This window comes from Maribacter sp. 1_2014MBL_MicDiv, from assembly GCF_001865655.1.
Lineage (GTDB): Bacteria > Bacteroidota > Bacteroidia > Flavobacteriales > Flavobacteriaceae > Maribacter > Maribacter dokdonensis.
Genome location: NZ_CP011318.1, coordinates 57,355 through 81,125, shown reverse-complemented (window position 1 = coordinate 81,125; position 23,771 = coordinate 57,355). Strand labels below are relative to the sequence as shown.

Here is a 23,771-nt window from a genome sequence, read left to right as displayed (position 1 = left end):
AAATTAGATTTTTTTCATCTGTTGCTGCATCATTTTAATTTGATCGGTCAACATGTTGTTTTTGTCTAATTTCTTAGCCTCGTTCAAAAGAGTAGTTGCTTCTCTTTTACGTCGTTTCTGCATAGATATACCAGCTAAGCTTAGTTTTGCCATGGCTACATCGTAATCCATCGTTAGACCAAGCTTTAAGGCTTTCTTAAAGTATTTTTCCGCTTGGGTCAAATTGGTCTGAGAAAAAATGATACCGTGCAGGTAATTGTAATAACCTTGTTGTTTAATGGTTAGTGCAGCCTCGGGATTTTTGATCTTGTCCAACCAGTTTTTAGTACCGGTCAGATCTTGCTTACGCATTCTTAAAAATGCTAAAAGAATAATTTCATTTCTAAAATAAAGAAATATAAAAATTAAGGAAAGTAGGATTAGAAATATACCATTTCCAATATTACCTTCTATAAATTGGTACACGGCATAGGCAATTATAAGTCCTGCAATGATTAATTTTAAATTTTTATTGAACATATTTAATTTATTTTAATCTAATAGATAGTTAAGAAAAGTTTTGGGTTTTTATTGAAACCCTATTAAAATATAGTGATTACGGCGCTAAATTTCAGTTCGGGCAAAATTAATCAAAAGCTTGGTTTTGAGACGAACGGATTTATAAAAATATTTTTTTTCATAACCCTTGCTAAAGCAAAAACTCTTTGTATATTTGCGCCCAGTTTTACCTGTCCCTTGAAAAGGACAAATTTCAAAATTAATACAAAGCATTTAATTATATAGGCGATGAGCAAGAGAACGTTTCAACCATCAAAGAGAAAAAGAAAGAACAAACACGGTTTTCGTGAGCGTATGGCTTCCGTAAATGGAAGAAAAGTTCTTGCAAGAAGAAGAGCAAAAGGAAGAAAGAAATTAACTGTTTCCTCTGAACCAAGCCACAAAAAATAATGATTTCATTGTTTTAAAAATATTTAGGTGTTACTTTTCTGAAAGTAACACCTTTTTTTTGTCCAATTCCCATATTAAATTGTTATAAAATGCCAAAAAGAAAAGATTTAAACTCTATTTTATTAATAGGATCAGGTCCTATAGTTATCGGTCAAGCATGTGAATTTGATTATGCAGGTAGTCAATCATTACGTTCATTACGTGAAGATGGTATTGAAACTATTTTGATAAATAGTAACCCGGCAACTATTATGACAGATCCATCAATGGCGGATCATGTATATCTAAAGCCACTTACCACAAAATCTATTGTAGAAATATTAAAAGCGCATCCGCAAATAGACGCTGTTTTACCAACAATGGGAGGTCAAACTGCATTGAATTTGTGTATAGAGGCAGATAAAAAAGGAATTTGGGAAGATTTTGGAGTAGAATTGATCGGAGTTGATATTGATGCAATTAATATTACTGAAGATAGGGAGCAGTTTAGAGAGTTGATGTTGAAAATAGGAGTGGGCATGGCACCACAAGCCACTGCGACCTCTTTCTTGAAAGGAAAAGAAATTGCTCAAGAGTTTGGTTTTCCTTTAGTAATTAGAGCTTCATATACTCTTGGTGGTGCAGGTGCATCTATAGTGTATAAACCGGAGGATTTTGACGAACAGTTAAGTTACGGTCTAGAAATTTCACCCATACACGAGGTAATGATAGATAAAGCCCTAATGGGGTGGAAAGAGTATGAGTTAGAGCTTTTACGTGATAAAAATGATAACGTAGTTATTATATGTACTATTGAAAATATGGATCCAATGGGTATACATACCGGAGATTCCATTACAGTAGCTCCAGCTATGACATTATCCGATAGGACTTTTCAGAAAATGCGTGATATGGCCATCAAAATGATGCGTAGTATTGGAGACTTTGAAGGAGGATGTAACGTTCAGTTCGCTGTGAGTCCAGATGAGGAAGAGGATATTATAGCTATTGAAATTAACCCACGTGTATCTAGGTCATCTGCGTTGGCTTCAAAAGCTACCGGTTACCCTATTGCAAAAGTTGCTACAAAATTAGCTATAGGTTATTCTTTAGATGAATTGGATAATCAAATTACAAAGTCTACATCGGCGTTATTTGAGCCAACGTTGGATTATGTAATCGTAAAAATTCCAAGATGGAACTTTGATAAGTTCGAGGGTTCTGACCGTACCTTAGGTCTTCAGATGAAATCTGTTGGAGAGGTAATGGGAATAGGTCGTTCTTTTCAAGAAGCCTTGCACAAAGCAACCCAATCCTTAGAAATTAAGAGAAACGGTTTAGGTGCAGATGGTAAGGGCTATAAGAATTATGAGCAGATCATTAGTAAACTAACTATACCAAGTTGGGATCGCGTCTTTGTAATTTATGATGCTATCCAAATGGGTATTCCATTAAGTCGCATTCATGAAATCACTAAGATTGACATGTGGTTCTTAAAGCAGTATGAGGAACTGCACTTTTTGGAAAAAGAAATTTCAAAATATACCATTGCTACGCTTTCAAAAGATTTGTTGTTAGAAGCAAAGCAAAAAGGATTTGCCGATAGACAAATTGCGCATATGGTAGATTGTTATGAGAGTGAAGTATACAATAAGCGAACAGAACTTAATATTAATAGGGTATATAAGTTGGTTGATACTTGTGCAGCTGAGTTTAAAGCTATGACGCCATACTATTATTCTACCTTTGAAGCTGAAATTGAAAAGCCAGATGGTACGCGTTATGTGGAAAATGACAGCATAGTTACAGATAAAAAGAAAATAGTAGTTCTTGGTTCAGGACCAAACAGAATCGGTCAAGGTATAGAGTTCGATTATTGTTGTGTACACGGAGTATTGGCAGCAGCTGAATGTGGTTATGAAACCATAATGATCAATTGTAACCCAGAGACTGTATCTACTGATTTTGATACTGCCGACAAATTGTACTTTGAGCCGGTATTCTGGGAGCATATTTACGATATTATCCGTCATGAGAAGCCAGAAGGAGTAATTGTTCAACTAGGAGGGCAAACGGCACTTAAGCTTGCTGAAAAATTATCCAAATACGGTATAAAAATTATAGGAACAAGCTTTGAAGCTCTAGATTTAGCAGAGGATAGAGGAAATTTCTCCGATCTTTTAAAAGCAAATGATATTCCATTCCCAAAATTTGGTGTTGCAGAAACAGCTGATGAAGCTTTAGCGCTATCGGATGAATTAGACTTTCCATTATTGGTAAGACCGTCTTACGTTTTAGGAGGTCAGGGAATGAAGATTGTTATTAATAGGGAAGAGTTGGAAGAACATGTAGTGGATCTTCTTAGAAAAATACCAAACAATAAACTGTTGTTAGACCATTACCTAGATGGCGCTATTGAAGCGGAAGCGGATGCTATTTGTGACGGCGAAGACGTTTATATCATTGGTATCATGGAGCATATTGAACCATGTGGAATTCACTCGGGTGATTCTAATGCAACATTACCGCCATTTAACCTTGGTGAATTGGTAATGCAACAAATAAAAGATCATACTAAGAAAATCGCTTTGGCATTGAATACGGTTGGTTTGATCAATATACAATTTGCTATAAAAGATGAGGTAGTGTATATCATTGAAGCAAACCCAAGAGCATCTCGTACCGTACCATTTATAGCAAAGGCTTATAAAGAACCTTATGTGAATTATGCGACCAAGGTAATGCTAGGGGAGAAGAAGGTGAAAGACTTCAACTTTAATCCTCAATTAGAAGGATTTGCAATTAAGCAACCAGTATTCTCTTTTAATAAATTCCCAAATGTGAACAAGAATTTAGGACCTGAAATGAAGAGTACGGGAGAAAGTATTTTATTTATTGACAGCCTAAAGGATGATGAATTTTACAATCTTTACGCTAGACGTAAAATGTATTTAAGTAAATAGTCTTGTAATTAGACTAATTTTATAAAGCAAAGGAAAACTCTAAATTTTAGAGTTTTCCTTCTGCATACAACCTTCTTATTTCTTTCTTGTCAAATTTCCCTACACTTGTTTTTGGTATCTGTTTTATGGTAATGTATTGATCTGGTATTTGATACTTTGCAAAGTCTTTAGATAAATATTCTTTCAATTCTTCGCTAGAAACAGTACTACTTTCATTGGTTAAAACTAAAGTTGCCAAAGGTCTTTCAGACCATTTTTCGTCAGGAATGGCAATTACGGCGGCTTCGCTAATTTTGGAATGTGACATTAGGGCAGATTCTAGAGCTACACTTGAAATCCATTCACCTCCACTTTTTATTAAATCTTTGGTGCGATCGGTAATCTGCATATATCCATCAGCATCAATGGTGCTTACATCTCCAGTTTTGAACCATCCATCGTCAGTAAAGTTATCTCGGCTATTAGTCTTAAAATAAGACTTAATTACCCAGGCTCCCTTAACTTGTAATTCTCCCATGGTTTCACCATCTCTAGGTGCTATATTTCTATTTTCATCTATAATTCTCATTTCTATTCCAGGAAATTCAAATCCTTGTTTTGCACGAATTTTCAATTGTTCTTTTCTGGTCAATTTTTCATGCTTTTTCTGTAGTCTACTAGCGGTACCTAAAGGCGATGTCTCCGTCATTCCCCATGCTTGAACACCTTTTATCCCAAAATCTTTTTCAAAATTCTCTATTAGACTTGCAGAGAGGGCAGAGCCACCTACCAAATATTCTTCTAAGGCTAATTTTGTTTTGGGCGGATTTTTTTTCATTTCTTCGTACACCCCTCTCCAAATAGACGGTACGCCATTTGCTTTGTTGATCTGTTCACTTTCAAGAATATTAATGATTGCTTTAGGTTGTAAATGAAGAGATGGCATCACCATATCAGAACCGGTCAGTAGGCACATGTATGGAAATCCCCAAGCCATGACATGAAATTGTGGTACAATTAATAAAATTTTATCACTAAAATTATAATTGCCGGCATTGGGTGAAAGAATGGTCATAGCATGCAAATATGTAGACCTGTGGGAGTATAGTACACCTTTAGGCATGCCTGTGGTTCCACTTGTGTAACACATGCCACTTGCATCGTTTTCATTTATTTCGGGCCAATCTATGGTGTCTAACTGTTCGCCAATTAAATCTTCATAATGTATAATGTTGCCAAGGCTGGTGCTAAAGTTTTTTGTGGCGTTTATTATTACATATTTTTCAACGGTTTCTAGTTTAGGTGCAATTTTTTCTAAAAGGGGAACTAAAGTAGCGTCCACAAAAATGACTTTATCTTCAGAATGGTTGATAATAAATTCTATTTGCTGAGCTGATAGTCTCATATTTATAGTGTGACAAACAGCGCCAATACCTGGAATTCCATAATATAGTTCAACATGCTGATAATGGTTCCAAGCGAAAGTACCGACCATGTCACCTTTCTCAATTCCTAATTTATTTCTTAGTCCATTGGCTAATTGACAACAGCGTTTGTAAAGCTGTGCGTAAGAATACTCATGTCTAGAACCATCGGGTAAGTATGATATTAATTTTTTATCAGGAAAAGCACTATTTGCATAATTTAATATGGTGGTCGTAGTTAGGGGATAATCCATTATTAGTCCATTCATGATAATTAGGTGTATTTCTTTGTTGATTATTAAAGTAAAATAAACGAGTGTTTAATCTAGTATATGATCAATAATTTAACAATAAATATTCAATAAATATATTGTTTGGGAGGGAATTGTGGTAAGGCTGTTTTTACGGTTAAAAATTAATTTTATCAGGTAATCTAGTTTTTGATTTTATAGGTAAACTTGAAGGAATTAAAAGAGTATGTGTTGAAAAAATTACTATTAGGTCTTGGGGTTTTGGGGTTGGTCTTTTTGTTGATGACTTATTTTTCGCTATCAAGTACTTCAAAATCATTTAAGACTTGTGAGATTTTAGAATTGCCTGATGTTGATCAAATTAATTTTCGGGATTATGATTCAGTATTGGTTGCAGCAAGTACTTTATACGAAGGCAATGCGGTCAAAACCATAATGCAAGGCGAGCAATATAGAAAAGCTTGGTCTACTCCGGTAAAGGTTCCAATTTTGTTTCTAAATGAAATGGAAGGTAAGGTAACAATCATGGAAGAAGGAGGAGGCAAGCAGACACATTCTTTAAAATTACGACTAGATAATGGTGTGTTAATGACATTAAGAAGTGTGACTAAAGACCCATCTCCTTTAGTGCCTAAAGTAGCGGAGACTTTGGGAATAGAAAACATAATTGTTGACGGTATATCGGCTCAGCACCCTTATGCGGCATTAGTTGTTGCTAAACTTTCAGATAAGGCGGGAATATTGAATACTAGACCAAAATTAGTGTTCGTGCCAAAGCAAGAGCAGCTTGCAGAGTATAATGATAAATTTGGTAATAGGTTGTTTCTCTTAGAGTATGAAACCGAAGGAAACGCTCAGTGGTTAGAATTAAAGAATGTTGATTCTCTTATAGATACCGATAACCTACAAAAGCTTAAAATTAAGAACTCAAACAAAGTAGTTCTTAATTCCGAAGCACTGGTAAAGGCAAGATTGTTTGATTTGTTGATAGGGGATTGGGATAGGCATGCCAAGCAATGGGGATGGGCACTTGAAAATAAGGGCGATTCTTTTCTGGCAACACCGCTACCATGTGATCGAGATAATGCCTTCTTTAATTTAGAAGGAATACTGCCGACACTTATATCTAATAATGTCTTTTTGCCGGAAGTTCAAAGCTTTGAAAATGAAATAGATTTTTTACCGGGATTGATTTCTTCGTTCGATATTTATTTTATGCGAGGCATCCCAAGGACAACATTCAAGAATGAGGCGGAAAAATTACAATTGCTGTTAACAGATGAAGTTATAGAGGAATCTTTTTCAGTATGGCCGGAATCTATTTTTGAATTAGATGGAAAGGAATTGATATCAAAAATTAAGCATAGGCGCAATCAACTTGTGGAATATGCTGGGCAATTTTATGATCAATTGGATAAAAGTGAAAAACTGACTACAGCATTAAAAGGTTCAGAAGATATAGAGATGACCAATGAGGAAATGGAATGCTTTGATTGTGTTGATAATTAAGCTTCAATAAGTAATAATCAACGCAGTGTAATGGTAATTAAGGGCAATTATAAAGGAATATTATGACCAACAAACTAGTAAATAAAACTGAAAAATTCGTTAAGAATTTATTGGCGGAACAAATGAACAAGAATTTTCTTTTTCATACCCAGGGTTATGCCTTGAAGTCTATAAACAAGGCAAAGAAAATATTGGAAACAACTGATGTTACCAATGTTGAGGTCAATTCTATTTTAATTGCAACATGGTTTATGCATTCTGGTTATGCGGTGAATTATGAAAATCATTTAAACGAGAGCTTAAGCTTAGCCACGGATTTTTTAAAAAATGATGGTATTGATAATGAAAATATCAACAAGGTATTGGAGTTGATTACGAGTGCTTGGAGCAAAGATGAACCTAAAAGCGAATCAGAAAAAATTATGAAGGATGTGCGAACCTGGTTTTATGCATCTAGTGATTTTGAGGAACTGTTACAGCTATTAAGACTTGAGCTTGAAAATTTTAACAAATCCGTTCCTGATATAGATACTTGGCGATTAGATTATGTTGAAGAACTTAGGGTTAGGCACAGGTTTTATTCTGATTATGCCAAGGAAAATTGGCAAGAGCAGAAAGAGGATAATATACTTTCTTTGATCTCAAGATTACAAAAGGCGGAAAAAACAGAAAAGAAAGAAATTTTAAAGGCTAGATTAAAAGATGAGAGCCCGCAGAGGGCTATACAATCATTATATCGCATAGAACTAAGAAATCATATAAAACTGAGTGATATAGCAGATACTAAAGCCAATATTCTTTTATCGGTAAATGCCATTATAATTTCGCTCTTATTGGCTAACCTTTTACCTAAGTTAGACTCGCCTTCAAATTCATACTTAATTTATCCCACGGTAATATTTGTACTATTTAGTATAGCTTCTATGATAATGTCGGTTTTGGCTACAAGACCAAAAGTGGATAATGCCGAGGTGGTTGAAAATGATATTAATAAAAAGGATACGAATTATCTGTTTTTTGGAAATTTCCACACTATGGAAATTATGGACTTTAAAGCAAAATTAAGGGATATCATAAAAAGCAAAGAATCTATTTATGATTCATTGAGTATGGATCTGTATTACTTGGGCAAGGTGCTACAAGAAAAATATAGGTTGTTAAGGTGGACCTATACGGTATTTCTTGTGGGTATAATACTTTCTGTAATTGCCTTTGGTTTCGCATTAAAATATTATGGAATGGAAGACGAACTATTAGATGCCGTAACGCCTTTGCCAAAAGAATAAGCTATGGCTAATTAAACCAAACAGCATACTTCATTCTTCTTAATTCCAGTGCTAGCGCTTTTTCAAGTTTTAAAGCTTCGGCTCTTGTTTGTACAAGGTCAATGTGGTTAAATAAACTACCACGTAAGTAAAGGCCATATTTTTCTACAATTTTTGAAGAAATATTGTGTCCTTTTTTGCTTAAACTACCACTTTTATGCTGTTCAAAACGTTCTTTTGGAGTTTTGCTGGTCATGCCAACGTAAAGGCACTCTAGAACTCCGTTAAATTGTGGATTGGCTTCCCTAAATTTTCTGTTCTCGGAGTATACTTTTTTAGATAATTCTATGACATAAACGGTATACATAAAAATAGGTATGGGAAATGGACTTTAATATAAATATTAGGTTTTGATTATTATTCAAAAATTTCAATACCTTCAGTAGTGAATGAAAATGCCTGTGCACCTAAACCACCCACCATAACAGCTTGAAATAATGGATTTAATTTTCTCTTGGAATACCAATCAATCATAAAATTTGCGCCACTACCACCTGATGTATCTTGTTGCTCAATGACATAATCAATAGATTCCATTGGAGTAAGGTAAATAGGGGAGTCTATATAACTTCTTACAAGATCACCTTCTGTATTGTAATAGTCGATCTTACTTACGAACAAACTATCTTTTAAACTGGTATTTCTAATGCTCAAAGTAGCGGTCAATAAAGTTCTGGTATCTCTTGTTTGATTATAGATATCAGAATAAATAGGTACGTAAACCTGTCTTTTCAAAGAATCGTTTGAGATGGTATTTGCCTTTCTGCTCAGGGTGTGGTTGTCCAAAATTTCAACGGGAACATTTTCCGTAGATTTTTGTTTGCATGACATTACGTTCATAGCAAAAACCAACGAAAGACAAATACCACCTATAAACTTTGTATTTTTCAAATGTTATTTTTTAATCTTCCCATTCTGTATGAAAAATACCTTCGCGATCTAAACGCTCATACGTATGAGAACCAAAATAATCTCGTTGCGCTTGTATTAAATTTAAAGGTAATTTACTTGAAGTATAGGCATCAAAATAAGTAAGTGAATTTGAAAGCCCTGGTAATGGAATTCCGTTTTGTGCTCCAAATGCCACTAATTCTCTAGCCGCATCTACCGTTTCTTTTATTTTGCTTACAAAATTAGGAGAAAGTAAAAGATTCGGTAATGTTGGCTCAGCTTTAAAAGCTTCGGTAATATCAGCTAATAAACCTGCACGAATAATACAACCTGCCCTCCAAATCTTTGCAATTACGGCAATGTCTAGATTATAACCATATTCTTTTGAGGCATCTGCCAATTGATGCAATCCTTGAGAATAGGTAATGATAAAAGAGAAGTACAAAGCCTTTTCGGTAAGCGCTTCTAATTTCTCTTTATCCATATGAGCAACGGTAGGTCTAACATAAAGTGCATCTGCTTTTACTCTCTCATCTTTTAATGCGGAAAGTTCTCTCATGCTTACCGCAACATCAATAGATGGTACAGGTATACCCAGGTCCATCGCATTTTGGCTCGTCCATTTACCGGTACCTTTTTGCTTTGCCTTATCTAAAATTTGATCTACTAAACGTCCTTTGGTCAAATCATCTTCTTGTTTAAAAATTTCAGATGTAATTTCAACTAAGAAAGATTGTAACCTACCAGAATTCCATTTGGCAAAAGTGTTATGTAATTCATCATTATTGTAATCGCCTCCTTTTTTAAGTACATCGTATATTTCTGAAGTCAGCTGCATTAAGCCGTATTCAATACCATTGTGAACCATTTTCACATAATTCCCGGCAGATTTTGGACCTAAATAGGCAACACATGGCTCTCCATTGTATTTAGCGGAAACCGCTTCAAAAATAGGTTTAATATGCTCGTACGCAGATTTAGAACCTCCGGGCATAATGCTAGGTCCTTTTCTAGCACCTTTTGCACCACCGGAAACCCCTGCACCAAAGAAGTTGATAGCCCTTTCTTGCAATTGCGCTTCTCTTCTGTCCGTATCGGTAAAAAAAGAGTTACCGCCATCAATAATAATATCGCCTTTATCTATATGTGGTAAAAGAGATTCTATAACGCCGTCAACAATTTTACCTGCAGGAACCAAAAGCATTATTTTACGAGGTTGCTTTAAGTTCTTTACAAAGGTTTTTATGTTGCTAGAGGCATTGACTTTTTCTACATCTCCACCTAAAGTCTTTAAGGCCTCTACTTTTTCATCATCTAAATCATATCCAAAAGCAGAAAAGCCATTATCTGCTACGTTGAGGATAAAATTTTGTCCCATTACCCCAAGACCTACTAAACCAAAATCGTACATAAATTGTATGTTTTATAATTAAAAGACATTAAAATGTTACAACACTTTAGTTATACTTTGTTGCTAACATAATGTGAATCAAAAATAATTTAAAATATTGACTTTAAATCTAAATAACATCTTAAACAAGCCTAATAATGGCTTACTTTTTAAGATATTTACAAATAAATAGAATTTCAACCTATAATGAAAAAGACAGAAAATCATATGCTCGTAATATTTGGGGCATCTGGAGATTTAACGGCAAGAAAACTGATACCTGCCATATTCAATTTATATAAAGGAAATGATCTTCCTGAAAATTTTGTGGTACTTGGCGTTAGTAGGAGTGATTTGGGCGATTTAAAGTTTAGGAATAAGGTAGTTTTAGAAAGTCCCTATCTAGAAGATGAACGAAAGGAGTTTGATGAGGATTATATTCAAAAATTTGCCGAAAAATTGTTTTATGAAGATTTAGGTTCTGATTACGACACATCATATGAACGATTGGAAAAACGAATTTCGGATTTAGATCAGAAATACGGTACGAACGGAAATCATATATTTTACCTTTCAACACCACCAAGTTTATATGAGCCAATAGCCAAAAACTTGTCCGATCAAGGATTGAATGATGATTCTAATGGTTGGCGTAGACTAATTGTAGAAAAACCATTTGGTTATAGCTTACAATCTGCTAAAGAATTAAATGACGGACTACATACTTACTTTAAGGAAAATCAGATTTTTAGAATTGATCATTACTTAGGTAAAGAAACGGTACAGAATCTACTGGTAACCCGTTTTGCCAATAGTATTTTTGAGCCTCTTTGGAACAGAAACTATATACACCATGTGGAGATTACAAATGCTGAAAGCGTGGGTGTTGAAAAAAGAGGTGGCTATTATGATAAATCTGGGGCATTACGAGATATGTTTCAAAGTCATTTATTGCAAATTGTAGCTTTGATCGTTATGGAGCCGCCATTAAGTGCCGATGCCGAAGAAATTAGAAATGAGAAGTTAAAAGCGTTAAAGTCGTTAAAAATAATGAACGATGAGAAAACGCTTTTTGATAATACCATAAGAGCACAATATGTTGCTTCTAAAATAGATGGTCAAGAAGTAAAGGGATATCGCGAAGAAGAGGGCGTAGATGAAAATTCCACGACAGAAACTTTTGCTGCAATTAAGTTTTTTGTGGACAATTGGCGTTGGGCAGATGTACCGTTTTATGTAAGGACAGCCAAACGTATGCCTACCAAAGTGACCGAGGTTGTTATACATTTTAAAACACCACATCATCAAATATTCAAAGAGTCGGGTATTAGCAATAAAGACAATAAATTAATTATTAGAATACAGCCCGATGAAGGCATTCTAATTAAATTTGGAGTAAAGGTGCCAGGTCAAGGTTTTGAAGTAGAGCGTGCCAATATGGATTTCTACTATTCTAGTTTAACCGAAACTCATGTGATGGAAGCTTATGAAAGATTACTATTAGATGCAATGCAGGGTGATGCAACCCTATATGCAAGGGCAGATGAAGTTGAAGCTGCTTGGGCATTTGTAGATCCAATTTTAGAGTATTGGAAAAATGGTAAGGATGTAAAAATGTACGGTTATGCAGCTGGTGTTTGGGGACCTGAAAACGCAAATGATCTTATAGAAGGTGTAGGCGAATGGCGTAATCCAAGCGAGAATCTGGCAGATGAATCTGGCTATTGTGTTATTTGTTAGTCAAAGCGCAAGAAATAATATTAAAGAATAAAATGGAATTAAAAGTATATCAAAATAAAAACAAGGTAGCGGAAGAGTTTTCTAAGTACTTAATTGAAAAATCAGGTACTCAGAAGGCTTTACATATTGCCTTATCTGGTGGAAGCACCCCAAAAATAGTTTTTGACGTTCTTGCTGAACAATTTTCAAAGGATATTAATTGGAACAACATTCATTTTTATTGGGGAGATGAAAGGTGTGTGGCACCCACGAATGCTGAAAGTAACTATAAAATGACAGTAGAACACCTTATTTCTAAGGTTGCTATTCCAGAGGGAAATATACATAGAATTAAAGGTGAGGAAGATCCAAAAGAAGAAGCTAAGCGTTACGGTGCATTATTGGAGGAAGAACTGCCAAAGGAATTAGGTTTACCACAATTTGATCTGGTTATTTTAGGTATGGGAGATGATGGTCATACAGCTTCTATTTTTCCACATGAAATCAATTTATGGGTATCACCGGATAATTGCGAAGTCGCTATTCACCCAGAATCCGGTCAAAGACGAGTATCTCTTACGGGTAGGATAATCAATAATGCTAAAACAGTAGCATTTTTGGTCACCGGCGAAAGTAAGGCAGAGAAAGTAAAGGTAATTGTTGATAGGGAAGAAGGTTATTTAGAATACCCGGCAAGTCACGTAGCACCTAAAACAAAAGACTTGGTCTGGTTTTTAGATGCTGCCGCGGCAAAGCTTCTTACTTCATATCGATCTTAATATTTTCAGATTCCAATTCTTTGATATAATCTTGAGAGTTAAAGGATTTTGACTCGAATTTAGTGTCTCTTTCTTGAGCTTCTAGTTTGCGGTATTTGCTTCTTGCAAATCTTCTGACCCCTTGATCATCTGAAATTATAAGACCGGGCACGGGAACATTTTTACCATCTGTTCCCTTGGCTACCATGGTAAAGTAAGATGAGTTGCAATGTTTTTTGGTACCAGAGGTAATGTTTTCCGATTCTACACGAACACCAACCACCATAGAAGTACGGCCGGTATAGTTAATACTGGCTTTAAGGGTTACCAATTCTCCTACTTCTATAGGGTTTAGAAAGTTTACGCGATTTACCGATGCTGTTACACAATACTGTTGTGAGTGTTTAGAGGCACAGGCAAAGGCAATTTGATCCATTAAGTTTAATATATGGCCACCGTGTACCTTGCCCCCAAAATTGGAATGGGACGGCAGCATCAATTCTGTTATAGAAACTCTTGATTCTTTTACGCTTTTGAACTTTTCCATAAACTTCTCGCTATAATGTGGTTATTTAATTTCTAAAATGAGGAGATTTTTCTGCATGAACCTCTGTAATAAAGTATTTAGTGTCTCCTAGCCAAAAGAAGGTAGCATAGCGCTCAACATAACTTACTTTTACATATTGCCCTTGATATTCTTTTAACTTGTCTATAACTTCCTTGTCTTTGTCCAATACCGAAAATGAAAATATCTGAGCACCAGAGATTCCTTGGCTTATTTCGCCTTCCCAAGTCTTCACTAATACCCCTTTGTGACTTATTTTAATAAGTTCGCCAGATCTAACACCTTCACTGAAGGTTACAAAGTAGATAAAGGCATAATAAAGAGCTCCTATGAGTACTATGCCCAATAAAAGTAATGATACTATTTTTTTCATGTGTTTAATTTAAAATTGAATTAATGGTTGTTATCTAATGTTTTTATAGGTTCTTCTTCATTTTCATCATCTTCGCTAGCACGATTTAGGATGGACTCAGGAATTGATTTTTTTGCTTTGGCACCCATTTTTTTCAGCTTCTCTATACTGGTAACAATATTACCGCGGCCTTCTACTAATTTGTTCATTGCTCCACGGTATTCACCTTTGGCCTCATCCATCTTTTTACCAACTTTGGTCAGGTCATTTACAAAACCTTCAAATTTATCATAAAGAGCACCTGCTTGTCTTGCTATTTCAATGGCATTTCGTTGTTGCTTTTCATTGTTCCACATGCTATCTATAGTACGTAAAGTAGCCAAAAGGGTAGAAGGGGTAACAATAATGATGTTCTGCTCAAATGCTTTATTGTATAAAGAGCTATCTTGGTTTATGGCTATTGCAAACGCAGGTTCTATAGGAACGAACATCAATACAAAATCTGGACTCTCCATCTCATAAAGGTCTTCGTACTTTTTGGCGGATAATTGGTCTACATGCCTTCTTAGGGAGTTTATATGGTCTTTTAAGAATTTCTCCTTAAAATCATCTTCTGAATTAACATAGCGTTCGTAATCGGTAAGAGATACTTTAGAATCGACTACCATTTTTTTACCATCGGGCAAATTGATGATGACATCTGGTAGCACACGACTACCATCTTCTCGTTTAAAGCTTTGCTGAACTATATATTCGCGATCCTTCTCTAGACCAGATTTCTCCAATACGCGTTCCAATACCAATTCTCCCCAATTTCCTTGCATCTTGCTATCACCCTTTAATGCCTTGGTCAAATTTTCGGCTTCTTGGGTAATTTTAATGTTCTGGGTTTGTAAATGTAGTAGCTGTTCTTTTAAAGCGGAATGGATACTGATATTCTCTTTCTGACTTTCTTCTACCTTCTTTTCAAACAGAAGAATTTTTTCATTTAAGGGAGTAAGAATATTCTTGATGTTCTTCTCATTACGTTCCGTGAATTTTAAACTCTTTTCTTCCAATATTTTATTGGCAAGATTTTCAAACTCCTTTGTGAATTTTTCTTGAAGCTTTTCTACTTCCACTTTCTGCTCTTTGTTCTTTAAGCGTAAATTATCTAAATCAGCTTGATAACGCACTATTTGGTTTCCCAGCTGTTCTTTATCCGTTTGTAATTTGAATTTTTGGTTTTCACTTTCCTTTAATCTATCCTGAAAGACAGAAAGGTTGTTTAACATTTGCTGCTCTCGTTCCTCTAAAGTGCTTTGGCGCGATTTTGTTTTTAGAAACTGAATGTAATTACCTAAGAAGTATCCAATGGCAAGACAAAGGATAGCGATAATTAAGTAAATGTAAATCTCGTTCATATGTGCACTGCAGTAATCATGTAAAGATACTTGATTGCTCAATAAAGTTTAAAAGAGCAGGTCTGTTTTTAATTAACATACCTGCTTTAATTTCTTATAAATGTTGAAAAACCTATTTTTTGATTTTAAAAGAGCCCGTATTGGAGTCAAAAGAAATCATATCGTTAGGGAATAGTGTATCAAAATTCTTGTTCTTTATGAGATTGCATGGTTGGTCAAAAGCATTGTTGCCTCCGTCTAAAATCAGCATTTTATCACATAATTGAATAGCCAATTCAATTTCATGACTGGTATATAAAATAATTTTATTTGTGCTGTGCGCAAGGGACTTCAGAAGTTTTAAAATAGATACCTTATGATAAAGATCCAGATGAGAGGTAGGCTCATCAAGTAGAATAATATCGGTATCTTGAATAAGGGCACGGGCAATAAGAACACGTTGCAATTGTCCGTCACTAAGCTGAAAGCATTTTTTGGATAATAACGGTTCAAGAGCTAAGAGTGCAACACTTTTTTTGATAATGGCAGTATCATTAGCTGTCAATTTACCCAACCAATTGGTGTAAGGTTGTCTGCCCAGCGCCAATAACTCATACACAGATAAGTTTTTAGAAGCAATTGGTTCCGTTAAAACGACACTGACCTTAGATGCAATTTGTAATTCACTATAGTCTGTAAGTTCTTTTCCTTCAATTTGTATGGATCCAGAAAGTTTTGGTTGAAAATTACCTAAGGTACGTAACAGTGTAGATTTGCCAATACCGTTTACACCAACTATAGCAGCAAGTTCCCCTTTCATTAAATGAAATGAAATGTTAGAAACCACTATGTTTTCATCATAACCAATATCAAGGTCGTTGACAAGAAATGTGCTATTTGATGTATTCTTATTAATAATACCTGTTTTTAATTAAAAAATCATTTTTCTTTTACGTAACAGTAACCATATAACTACTGGCGCACCAAAAATACTTGTAATGGCGTTAATTGGTAAAACACTCATATAACCTGGTAATTGCGCAATAGTATCGCATAACAACATTAAAACGGCTCCGCAAATAAGTACAGCGGGAATTTGAATTTTATGGTCGGTCGTATGAAATATCTGTTTAGTGATATGGGGAACCGCCAGACCTACAAATGCAATAGGACCGGCAAATGCCGTAATTGATCCTGCAAGCAGTCCGGTGGCGACTATAATAATGTATCGCGATTTTTTTAGAGCAATGCCTAAGCTTTTTGCATAGTTCTCACCAAGTAATAATGCATTTAAAGGCTTAATGGAAACAATGCTAAGCGTAATTCCTAAAACCGTACATAAGGCAACGATACTTAATTGTAGCCAAGATAAATTTCCTAAACTGCCAAAGGACCAAAATATATATTGCTGTAGTTTTTCGGCCTTTGTAAAATAAGATAGTACGCTAACTATGGCAGCAGTAATACTACCGAACATTAGACCAATAATTAACAATGCCATGGTATCCTTAACCTTTGCGGCCACAATCAATACCAAGAATAAAACTAAAAAACTACCAAGGCTAGATGCAATTGCAAGTGTAAAGTCGTTAAAAGCGGAAAAACTGAAGACTGCCGAGAATAGTGAAGTGCCCATTATTAAAATTGCCGCTCCTAAACTGGCTCCAGAGCTTATGCCCAGAACGTAAGGTCCTGCCAAAGGGTTTCTGAATAAAGTCTGCATTAACAACCCGCTTAATGATAAACCACCACCAACCATAACGGCCGTAATTGCTTTTGGTAGCCTATACTCCCAAATAATATAATAGCTAGAAGATTCTTTAAGTGTAGAGCCAAACATAATTTTAAAAGTATCTGATAAAGGAATAGTAACAGATCCCAGACAAATATTAATGGAAAGGCAAACAATTAATAGAATTAAAAGTAAAATGAACTGTAGGCTATATGTAGTTTGTTTAAACAATTAAAGCAGGGGTTTAAAAAAGTATGGTGTATAGTTGGGTAACAAACCAGGGTGTAAAATATGAATTAAATCCTTTAAAACTAGATCAGGTCTTTGTGGTGCCAGTTCGTAATATAACGTGCCACCTGTTTCTCCTTTTGTATTTGCCGTAGTAAATACTTTTCTTTTTTTAAAGGCATCAAATCTCATGTAGTGCTCGCTTGCGCCTTGCATTTCTTGGTAAGAGGAAAATTGGGCAGGTCCTATCCAATACTCGGCATGTTGCCCAACATCTAGCACACTTTCCCAACTTAAGGAAAGACTTCCGTTTTCATCGGTAGAATTCCATAAATACTGTGCATTGGCATCTTTTAAAAAATTCGCTGCCCAGCTTTTGCCTCCCGGCAAATACCAAACATCATTGTACATGGCACCACTAAGAACGGTAGGTTTATTTTTTGCTCCGGCAGCTAGTTTTTTGGCTTCTAGATAGGATGTTTCAATATCATTAAAGATGGCATCTGCCTCTTGGACCTTGTTGAAAAAAGGAGCAAAGAATTTAATCCATTCCGCTTTTCCTAGGGGTGTTTCTTCTACCCAATCACCATTGTAAACTACGGGGATATTAGCGCGTTGTATGGTTTCATAAGTGCTGTTGCCATTGTTGATCGAAAAGCCAAAGATTAAATCTGGTTGCAATGCCAGGACAGCTTCGGTATTTATACTTTCGTTGACACCTAATTCTTTAATTTTACCGGCATCTATTAATTTTCTTGTTGCTGTAGAAGAAATGTACTTGGTATCTGGAAAGCCAATAAGTTGGTTTAAAACTCCTAATTCTTCCAATGCGGGAATATGGGTAGTTGAGGTCACCACAATATGTTCAACAGGTGTTGAAATTATGGCGTCATATTCATTTTTGTTTAAAGTGACACTTGCTTGTAGTTCTTTAGGAACCAAAGCGTAGGTGTATGTAGTTTTGGCATTTGCCCAAGGTTTTAGTACCCTGATAATGGTAATACCGTTGCTTTGATTTTGAATTTCAAAACCATTCGCATATTGTATAGATGTCCTATTAACCGTGGTTTGATTGGGAAATGCTTCTTTTTTCTCCTGTTTGCATCCCCAGAACAAAATAAAGCAACTAATAAAAAGCAAGTGTTTTAACATGGTAGTAATTCGTCTATTTTTCAAAAGTAGTATTATAAAAGTTTACTTAGAAAGATTAAACTAAATGTTTACTTTCGTCATGAATTTTGGTTTTCATTATTTTTTGTAATGAAATTAAAAGGGAATCTAGTGAAAATCTAGAGCTGTTCCCGCAACTGTAAGCTTAGTCTTTGTTCTAAAGATGGCTACTATTTCTTCGGTACCACTGTTATTAGTTTAATGGGAAGGTGAATAGTAGTACGTAAGTCAGGAGACCTGCCATATTTTTAATTTAAATGCATGGACTTTCGGGTAAAAAGTCGTTGTTGTGATGAAAAAGTTAATTTCAATAGTACTAGTGTTTTGTGCTACAGTTGGGTATGCACAACGAGATTCCATTTTAAAGTTGGATGAAGTTGTGGTGTCCGATAGTAGAGTTAAGCAGTATGCTGAGGGGTATAAAGTAACTGTATTACAAGATAGTATAATACAACGTACTAACGGATTTCTTACCTCGTTACTGGCATTTAATTCTAACATTTATTTTAAAGAGAATGGATTTGGAATGGTTTCTTCTCCTGCTTTTAGAGGAACCAATGCGTCTCATACCGCAGTTATATGGAATGGTATAAATATAAACTCACAGTTAAACGGACAAGTAGATTTTAATACCATAAACCCATTTAACTACAATTCTATTAGCATTCGTAGTGGTGGTGGAAGCGTGCAGTATGGATCAGGAGCTATAGGCGGTAGTATTCATTTAAATAGCGATTTATTATTTAAAGAGCACTTTGATAATCAAGTTTCTATTGGTTATGGAAGTTATAAAACAAAAAAAATAAATTTTAATCAGAGTTATGGTAGCCGATTAATATCCTACAGTTTAGGGGTTAATTGTAATGCATCGGATAATAACTATAAGTATTTAAACATCGGTGAGGAGAATAAAAATGGCGAGTTTAATAATCTAAATTTAAATTGGAATATAGGTTATGTTCTTTCTGAAAATCAGATACTAAAGTTATACCATCAAACTTTTATTAGTGATAGAAATTTGTCGGGAAACTTGGTGGTTTTAGGTAGAAGTAAGTATAAAGATAACCAGTATAGAACTCAGTTAGAGTGGGGGAGTTATGGACCAAAAGCGATATCTAAAATAAAACTAGCCTACTTGCAAGAAGAGTATAAATATTTTGAGAATAAAGATGCAGCTATTTACTCCTTTGGGAAGGTGTCTAATTTTTTAGCAAGATATTCTCTGGATTATAAGATTTCTAAATTTTTTAGACTTAACTCTTTTTTGGAATTTAATAACTATAAAGGCGCGGGGGATAGTTTTGGAAGTCCAGAAAGGGATGATTTTTCTGCGACGGCCCTATTAAAACATATTATTTCATCTACAATAGCCTATAATTTGAGTGTTAGGCAAGACTTTTCTTCAGATTTTTCAAGTCCGTTGGTTTTTTCGTTCGATGGTAGTTATAGTCTTACGGACAATTACCAGGTAAAGATAAATGCATCAAAAAATTTTAGGACTCCCACCTTCAATGATTTGTATTGGCAACCAGGTGGAAATTTAGAGCTTATTCCTGAAAAATCATACCAGTTAGATTTTGGGAATGTTTTAAATATTGGGGCTGTCTCTATGCAATATAACGGGTATTATATTTCAACAAAAGACATGATTAAATGGTTGCCCAATAATGAAGGGGTTTGGTCTCCTATAAATATAGACGATGTTGAAATTTACGGAGCCGAGGCAAAAATAGAAGCAAATTATTCTTTAGGTAAAAACCAAGATCTAGGGATTAAGACAAATTATGCCTATACCGTCTCAGAAGATAAGAGTACTAATGAACAGTTAATTTATGTGCCATTCCATACGGCAAACGGTTCGTTAGAATATAGAATAGCAGACTTAAATTTGTTTTATCAGCATTTGTATAATGGTTCTGTATCTATTGTTGGAGGGGAATTGAAAGAATATCAAGTAGCAAATCTTGGGGCAACTTATACGGCGGATATATTGAAAAAAGATTTAAAATATACCATAGGAGTTACTGTTAACAATGTGTTTAATACATATTACGAAAACGTAGCATTACGTCCTATGCCCAACAGAAATATACAAACACAATTAATATTAAATTTTTAAAAATGAAATTGAAACACTTTATGTTAACAGCGGCTTTAGCCTCATTTATACTTACATCTTGTAGTGATGATGATGATATGCCAACACCGGGAACAATAGGAATAGCTACAACAGAAGATAGTTATGATGAGGGAGAAGGAACAGTAGGAATTACTATCAGTACTACAAGCGTAAATGCTATGGATGTAACCATTAATTATGAAGTAACAGGAACAGCCACTGAAGGGGAGGACTATCAATCTTTATCAGGGTCGGTGGTTTTACCGGCAGGGGAAACATCAATACAAGAAAGTTTAATTTTAATTGATGATACGGAGGTGGAATCTTCAGAAGAGGTAATTTTTACTATTACATCTACTAGTAATGAAGAGGATATTGTGGGAGCTAATAGTTCTTTAATAGTAACAATTACGGATAATGATTCTTACCCATTTGAAAATGGGATATTGGTTTCTCATGAAGGAAATTTTATGCAAGGAAATGCTTCTATTTCTTTTGTTTCGGATGATTTAGCCACTGTGGAAAACGATATTTTTAAAACAGTAAATAATGCAGATGCATTAGGGGACAATGCACAGAGTATGTCCTTTTACGAAAATATGGCTTATATAGTAATGAATGGTTCCCAGAAGATAGAAGTTGTAAATCGTTATACTTTTGAGTCTGTTGCCACAATTGGAGGGCCAAGCGAGACAGATTTTTTAAACCCTCGTTATATGGCAATAGCTAATGGTAAAGGATATGTTACAAATTGGGGAGACGGTTCTAATCCTGATGATGATTATGTTGCTGTGATCGACTTAGAAACAAATACCGTTGAATCTACTATTTCAGTTGCGGAAGGGCCAGAGAAAATTATAGTGAAGGATAATACCGTTTATGTAGCGCTTCAAGGAGGTTTTAATCAAAATAACGGGGTTACTGTAATTGATGCTACCACCAATACGGTTACTACGACCATTACAGTAGGAGATCGCCCTAATTCAATGCAATTAGATGCTAGTGGAAATCTTTGGGTGTTATCAAGTGGAAATCCATCTTGGACCGGAAATGAGACTGCCGGACAAATAGATTATATTAATACTACGGATAATACGGTTACAACAACTATGAATTATGCACTTACGGAACATCCAGGTAATTTAGAAATTGATGGAGCTACTCTTTATTATTATTCTGGAGGGTCTGTGTATGCTATGGATACTACAACAAGTGTATTGCCAACAACTGCGGAAATTGAAGGTCTTAATTTTTATGATATGGCTGTTATTGATGGTAAACTTTATGGGGTAGATGCCAAAGATTTTGTCAGCAATGGCTCTTTAGAGGTTTATGATTTATCAGATAATAACTTATTGGCTTCTAAAACAGTTTCTATAATTCCAGGAGGTATATATTTTAATGAAACAGCAGCAAGATAAAATCTAATTAAAAAGTACAATTTTCAATAGTCTAAATAACAGATTATTGTAAAATTTGATAATATAAAAAGCTGAACAATAGTATCATTGTTCAGCTTTTTTTAATTCGTTTTTTGGCTTCAGGTAATCTTGTATTTAAAAGCGCAATATTAAAGCCAATGCTTTAAATAAGGTATTGGAATAAGTTAAAACTCCAAATCATAAACGGTATCATCCACCATCTTATCGCTCATCAAACTATTTTCCTTAGAACTACTAATAATATTGATGGGGTATTTAACCGTAAAGTCGCGTTTACCGGTAGTACCGGTAATTACCTCAATGGCTTTTGCCAATAAAGGTTCGTTTTCTTCCCCAATAATACCAAGGTTGCTATAATCTTCTTTCAACTCATAATCTGGTTGTAAACCGCTTGTAAAGTCGTAAAAACCATCGGCATTTTCATTCCTGCCAATTAAGGGTTGTATTGCCCATTGATTGTCTGGATTGATATTGTTGACTCTTGAGGGTGTGTATAAATATGAGTTTTCCCTATCATCTACCAATGTGGTGGAAAATTCATTTTTACCTCTGGTAACATCACCAATTTGAATAACATCTATATAAGGCTCCAAGCTATTGATCAATAATTCACTGGCAGAAGCAGAACTAGCAGATGTAATAACATATAATTTGTTAAAGCCTAAAGAATTAATGGTCTCCCCATTAATCTTATCGGCAAAATATACCTCTAACTGACTATCATTAAATTGTTCTTGTAGTTTATCGTTGTATCTCTTTCTAAGAAAAATATCGGATGTGTTGGTGCCATAAATCATACTGGCTAATAATCTTGTAGTATTTACAGATCCACCAGGGTTGTAGCGTAAATCCATAACTAGATTGGTAATACCGGCAGATTTCAAATCTTGAACTGCCGCGTACAGGTCGTCATCATATTCATTGGTAAATTGGTTGTACATGATATAGCCAATATTTTCCCCGGCAATGGTAAAAGATTTGGAAAGAAAAACAGGATTTTCAGCCAGACCTTCTTCTTTTGTTAAGGTTACCTCTTCTTCGTTGGGAACAATATTACCATTCTCAAAGTCTGCCATGTTCAAGGTATACGTATCGTTATCGCCAAAAAGTAGATCAATGTAATTGTCAATGGTCAATGTTTGGCCATCAACTCCGGTAAACAGATCTCCACGTTGAATATTGGCAGAGGTTGCATTGGAATTGGGAATAATGTAGCGAACAAATCCAAAAATTTCATCGCTATCTTGAAATTGGACAAGACCAAACTCCAGGCCGTTACTTTTAGAAATACCTGCCAACGAATTTGTAAGCTCACGATAATCTTCATTAAAAAAGCTAAATCTGTCTTCTATATATTGTAGTTTATTCTCGAAAAATGATGCAGGGTCATCTTCAGAATCTAAAAATGCGGTGTATTCAGCTCTACCTTCTTCCGTATTTTCAAAACGATCATCTGCTAAGTCATCTACGTTAGCTTGCCAGAAATACCAAAAGTTCATGGCCTTCCACATGAAATCCTGTACTTCTACATTTGCAGAGCCATCTGGGTCTACCGTATTGGGTAATGAAAGATCATCATCTTTTGAGCATGAAAATGCTAGTACGGCAGCAAACACTATTATTATCTTCTTCATACTAAGTGTAA

General features: G+C 35.0%; 20 protein-coding genes and 1 riboswitch. Of the genes, 8 read left to right on the top strand and 12 right to left on the bottom strand.

Annotated features, from left to right (window positions below; translation table 11 throughout):
* Positions 1 to 3: 3 nt before the first annotated feature.
* A complete protein-coding gene (locus tag YQ22_RS00400; RefSeq protein WP_071339611.1) occupies positions 4 to 519 on the bottom strand; it encodes a hypothetical protein in 516 nt (171 codons plus the stop codon).
* A gap of 267 nt (positions 520 to 786) precedes the next feature.
* On the opposite strand from YQ22_RS00400, the gene rpmH reads away from it, so the two are divergent.
* Complete coding sequence (gene rpmH, locus YQ22_RS00395; RefSeq protein WP_036155072.1) at positions 787 to 948, top strand: 50S ribosomal protein L34; 162 nt, start codon at positions 787 to 789, stop codon at positions 946 to 948.
* A gap of 89 nt (positions 949 to 1,037) precedes the next feature.
* A complete protein-coding gene (carB, locus tag YQ22_RS00390; RefSeq protein WP_058103050.1) occupies positions 1,038 to 3,890 on the top strand; it encodes a carbamoyl-phosphate synthase large subunit in 2,853 nt (950 codons plus the stop codon).
* A 46-nt stretch (positions 3,891 to 3,936) separates the two neighbouring features.
* On the opposite strand, the gene YQ22_RS00385 is transcribed toward carB, so the two are convergent.
* The gene (locus YQ22_RS00385) at positions 3,937 to 5,562 is read right to left on the bottom strand and encodes a long-chain fatty acid--CoA ligase (protein WP_083414154.1); all 1,626 of its coding nucleotides are present in this window, start codon (positions 5,560 to 5,562) and stop codon (positions 3,937 to 3,939) included.
* A gap of 213 nt (positions 5,563 to 5,775) precedes the next feature.
* Between YQ22_RS00385 and YQ22_RS00380 the strand changes: the two genes are divergently transcribed.
* Positions 5,776 to 7,053 (top strand): hypothetical protein, encoded by a 1,278-nt coding sequence (locus YQ22_RS00380; protein WP_232231254.1) that lies wholly within the window; start codon positions 5,776 to 5,778, stop codon positions 7,051 to 7,053.
* Between the two features lie 62 nt (positions 7,054 to 7,115).
* Positions 7,116 to 8,339, top strand: coding sequence for a Pycsar system effector family protein (locus tag YQ22_RS00375; RefSeq protein ID WP_071339609.1), 1,224 nt, complete (start codon positions 7,116 to 7,118; stop codon positions 8,337 to 8,339).
* Between the two features lie 7 nt (positions 8,340 to 8,346).
* Here the strand turns inward: YQ22_RS00375 and YQ22_RS00370 are convergent, their stop codons facing one another.
* From YQ22_RS00370 to gndA, 3 genes are read right to left on the bottom strand one after another with little or no spacing between them, the layout of a single operon-like run.
* A complete protein-coding gene (locus YQ22_RS00370) occupies positions 8,347 to 8,685 on the bottom strand; it encodes a GIY-YIG nuclease family protein (protein WP_071339608.1) in 339 nt (112 codons plus the stop codon).
* 50 nt (positions 8,686 to 8,735) lie between these two features.
* Positions 8,736 to 9,269 (bottom strand): DUF3124 domain-containing protein, encoded by a 534-nt coding sequence (locus YQ22_RS00365; RefSeq protein WP_083414153.1) that lies wholly within the window; start codon positions 9,267 to 9,269, stop codon positions 8,736 to 8,738.
* A 10-nt stretch (positions 9,270 to 9,279) separates the two neighbouring features.
* Positions 9,280 to 10,680, bottom strand: a complete 1,401-nt coding sequence (gndA, locus tag YQ22_RS00360) for an NADP-dependent phosphogluconate dehydrogenase (protein ID WP_071339607.1) — start codon at positions 10,678 to 10,680, stop codon at positions 9,280 to 9,282.
* A 186-nt stretch (positions 10,681 to 10,866) separates the two neighbouring features.
* On the opposite strand from gndA, the gene zwf reads away from it, so the two are divergent.
* Both zwf and pgl read left to right on the top strand, forming a co-directional pair.
* Positions 10,867 to 12,399 carry a glucose-6-phosphate dehydrogenase gene (gene zwf, locus YQ22_RS00355; protein WP_058103045.1) on the top strand — a complete coding sequence of 511 codons (1,533 nt, stop codon included), beginning with the start codon at positions 10,867 to 10,869 and terminating at the stop codon, positions 12,397 to 12,399.
* 32 nt (positions 12,400 to 12,431) lie between these two features.
* On the top strand, positions 12,432 to 13,157 hold the full coding sequence (pgl, locus tag YQ22_RS00350) for a 6-phosphogluconolactonase (RefSeq protein ID WP_071339606.1): 726 nt from the start codon (positions 12,432 to 12,434) through the stop codon (positions 13,155 to 13,157).
* Here pgl and YQ22_RS00345 read toward each other — a convergent pair.
* From YQ22_RS00345 to YQ22_RS00320, 6 genes are all read right to left on the bottom strand, one after another.
* A complete protein-coding gene (locus YQ22_RS00345; RefSeq protein WP_058103043.1) occupies positions 13,138 to 13,683 on the bottom strand; it encodes an acyl-CoA thioesterase in 546 nt (181 codons plus the stop codon). The two genes, pgl and YQ22_RS00345, sit on opposite strands and share 20 nt — an antisense overlap.
* A gap of 25 nt (positions 13,684 to 13,708) precedes the next feature.
* Entirely contained in the window at positions 13,709 to 14,074 is a 366-nt protein-coding gene (locus YQ22_RS00340) for a hypothetical protein (RefSeq protein WP_058103042.1), read from the bottom strand.
* Between the two features lie 20 nt (positions 14,075 to 14,094).
* Entirely contained in the window at positions 14,095 to 15,456 is a 1,362-nt protein-coding gene (rmuC, locus tag YQ22_RS00335; RefSeq protein ID WP_071339605.1) for a DNA recombination protein RmuC, read from the bottom strand.
* Positions 15,457 to 15,568: 112 nt separating this feature from the next.
* Positions 15,569 to 16,282 (bottom strand): ABC transporter ATP-binding protein, encoded by a 714-nt coding sequence (locus tag YQ22_RS00330; RefSeq protein ID WP_257786208.1) that lies wholly within the window; start codon positions 16,280 to 16,282, stop codon positions 15,569 to 15,571.
* A gap of 84 nt (positions 16,283 to 16,366) precedes the next feature.
* Positions 16,367 to 17,398, bottom strand: coding sequence for a FecCD family ABC transporter permease (locus tag YQ22_RS00325; protein ID WP_071339603.1), 1,032 nt, complete (start codon positions 17,396 to 17,398; stop codon positions 16,367 to 16,369).
* Positions 17,399 to 18,571 carry an ABC transporter substrate-binding protein gene (locus tag YQ22_RS00320; protein WP_335626377.1) on the bottom strand — a complete coding sequence of 391 codons (1,173 nt, stop codon included), beginning with the start codon at positions 18,569 to 18,571 and terminating at the stop codon, positions 17,399 to 17,401.
* 46 nt (positions 18,572 to 18,617) lie between these two features.
* Positions 18,618 to 18,824: riboswitch (cobalamin riboswitch) on the top strand.
* Between the two features lie 33 nt (positions 18,825 to 18,857).
* Here YQ22_RS00320 and YQ22_RS00315 point away from each other — a divergent pair.
* Both YQ22_RS00315 and YQ22_RS00310 read left to right on the top strand, forming a co-directional pair.
* Complete coding sequence (locus YQ22_RS00315) at positions 18,858 to 20,684, top strand: TonB-dependent receptor plug domain-containing protein (protein WP_071339601.1); 1,827 nt, start codon at positions 18,858 to 18,860, stop codon at positions 20,682 to 20,684.
* Positions 20,685 to 20,686: 2 nt separating this feature from the next.
* A complete protein-coding gene (locus YQ22_RS00310) occupies positions 20,687 to 22,105 on the top strand; it encodes a DUF5074 domain-containing protein (protein WP_083414152.1) in 1,419 nt (472 codons plus the stop codon).
* 185 nt (positions 22,106 to 22,290) lie between these two features.
* Here YQ22_RS00310 and YQ22_RS00305 read toward each other — a convergent pair whose 3' ends face one another.
* The gene (locus tag YQ22_RS00305) at positions 22,291 to 23,760 is read right to left on the bottom strand and encodes a S41 family peptidase (protein WP_071339600.1); all 1,470 of its coding nucleotides are present in this window, start codon (positions 23,758 to 23,760) and stop codon (positions 22,291 to 22,293) included.
* Positions 23,761 to 23,771 lie beyond the last annotated feature (11 nt).

What these genes read in the sequence shown, in the direction of transcription:
- carB (WP_058103050.1), top strand. Translation starts at nt 1,038, where the DNA reads ATGCCAAAAAGAAAAGATTTAAACTCTATTTTATTAATAGGATCAGGT.
- zwf (WP_058103045.1), top strand. Translation starts at nt 10,867, where the DNA reads ATGAAAAAGACAGAAAATCATATGCTCGTAATATTTGGGGCATCTGGA.
- pgl (WP_071339606.1), top strand. Translation starts at nt 12,432, where the DNA reads ATGGAATTAAAAGTATATCAAAATAAAAACAAGGTAGCGGAAGAGTTT.
- YQ22_RS00400 (WP_071339611.1), bottom strand. Translation starts at nt 519, where the DNA reads ATGTTCAATAAAAATTTAAAATTAATCATTGCAGGACTTATAATTGCC.
- YQ22_RS00385 (WP_083414154.1), bottom strand. Translation starts at nt 5,562, where the DNA reads ATGAATGGACTAATAATGGATTATCCCCTAACTACGACCACCATATTA.
- YQ22_RS00345 (WP_058103043.1), bottom strand. Translation starts at nt 13,683, where the DNA reads ATGGAAAAGTTCAAAAGCGTAAAAGAATCAAGAGTTTCTATAACAGAA.
- YQ22_RS00375 (WP_071339609.1), top strand. Translation starts at nt 7,116, where the DNA reads ATGACCAACAAACTAGTAAATAAAACTGAAAAATTCGTTAAGAATTTA.
- YQ22_RS00315 (WP_071339601.1), top strand. Translation starts at nt 18,858, where the DNA reads ATGAAAAAGTTAATTTCAATAGTACTAGTGTTTTGTGCTACAGTTGGG.
- YQ22_RS00370 (WP_071339608.1), bottom strand. Translation starts at nt 8,685, where the DNA reads ATGTATACCGTTTATGTCATAGAATTATCTAAAAAAGTATACTCCGAG.
- gndA (WP_071339607.1), bottom strand. Translation starts at nt 10,680, where the DNA reads ATGTACGATTTTGGTTTAGTAGGTCTTGGGGTAATGGGACAAAATTTT.
- YQ22_RS00305 (WP_071339600.1), bottom strand. Translation starts at nt 23,760, where the DNA reads ATGAAGAAGATAATAATAGTGTTTGCTGCCGTACTAGCATTTTCATGC.
- YQ22_RS00310 (WP_083414152.1), top strand. Translation starts at nt 20,687, where the DNA reads ATGAAATTGAAACACTTTATGTTAACAGCGGCTTTAGCCTCATTTATA.
- YQ22_RS00340 (WP_058103042.1), bottom strand. Translation starts at nt 14,074, where the DNA reads ATGAAAAAAATAGTATCATTACTTTTATTGGGCATAGTACTCATAGGA.
- rmuC (WP_071339605.1), bottom strand. Translation starts at nt 15,456, where the DNA reads ATGAACGAGATTTACATTTACTTAATTATCGCTATCCTTTGTCTTGCC.
- rpmH (WP_036155072.1), top strand. Translation starts at nt 787, where the DNA reads ATGAGCAAGAGAACGTTTCAACCATCAAAGAGAAAAAGAAAGAACAAA.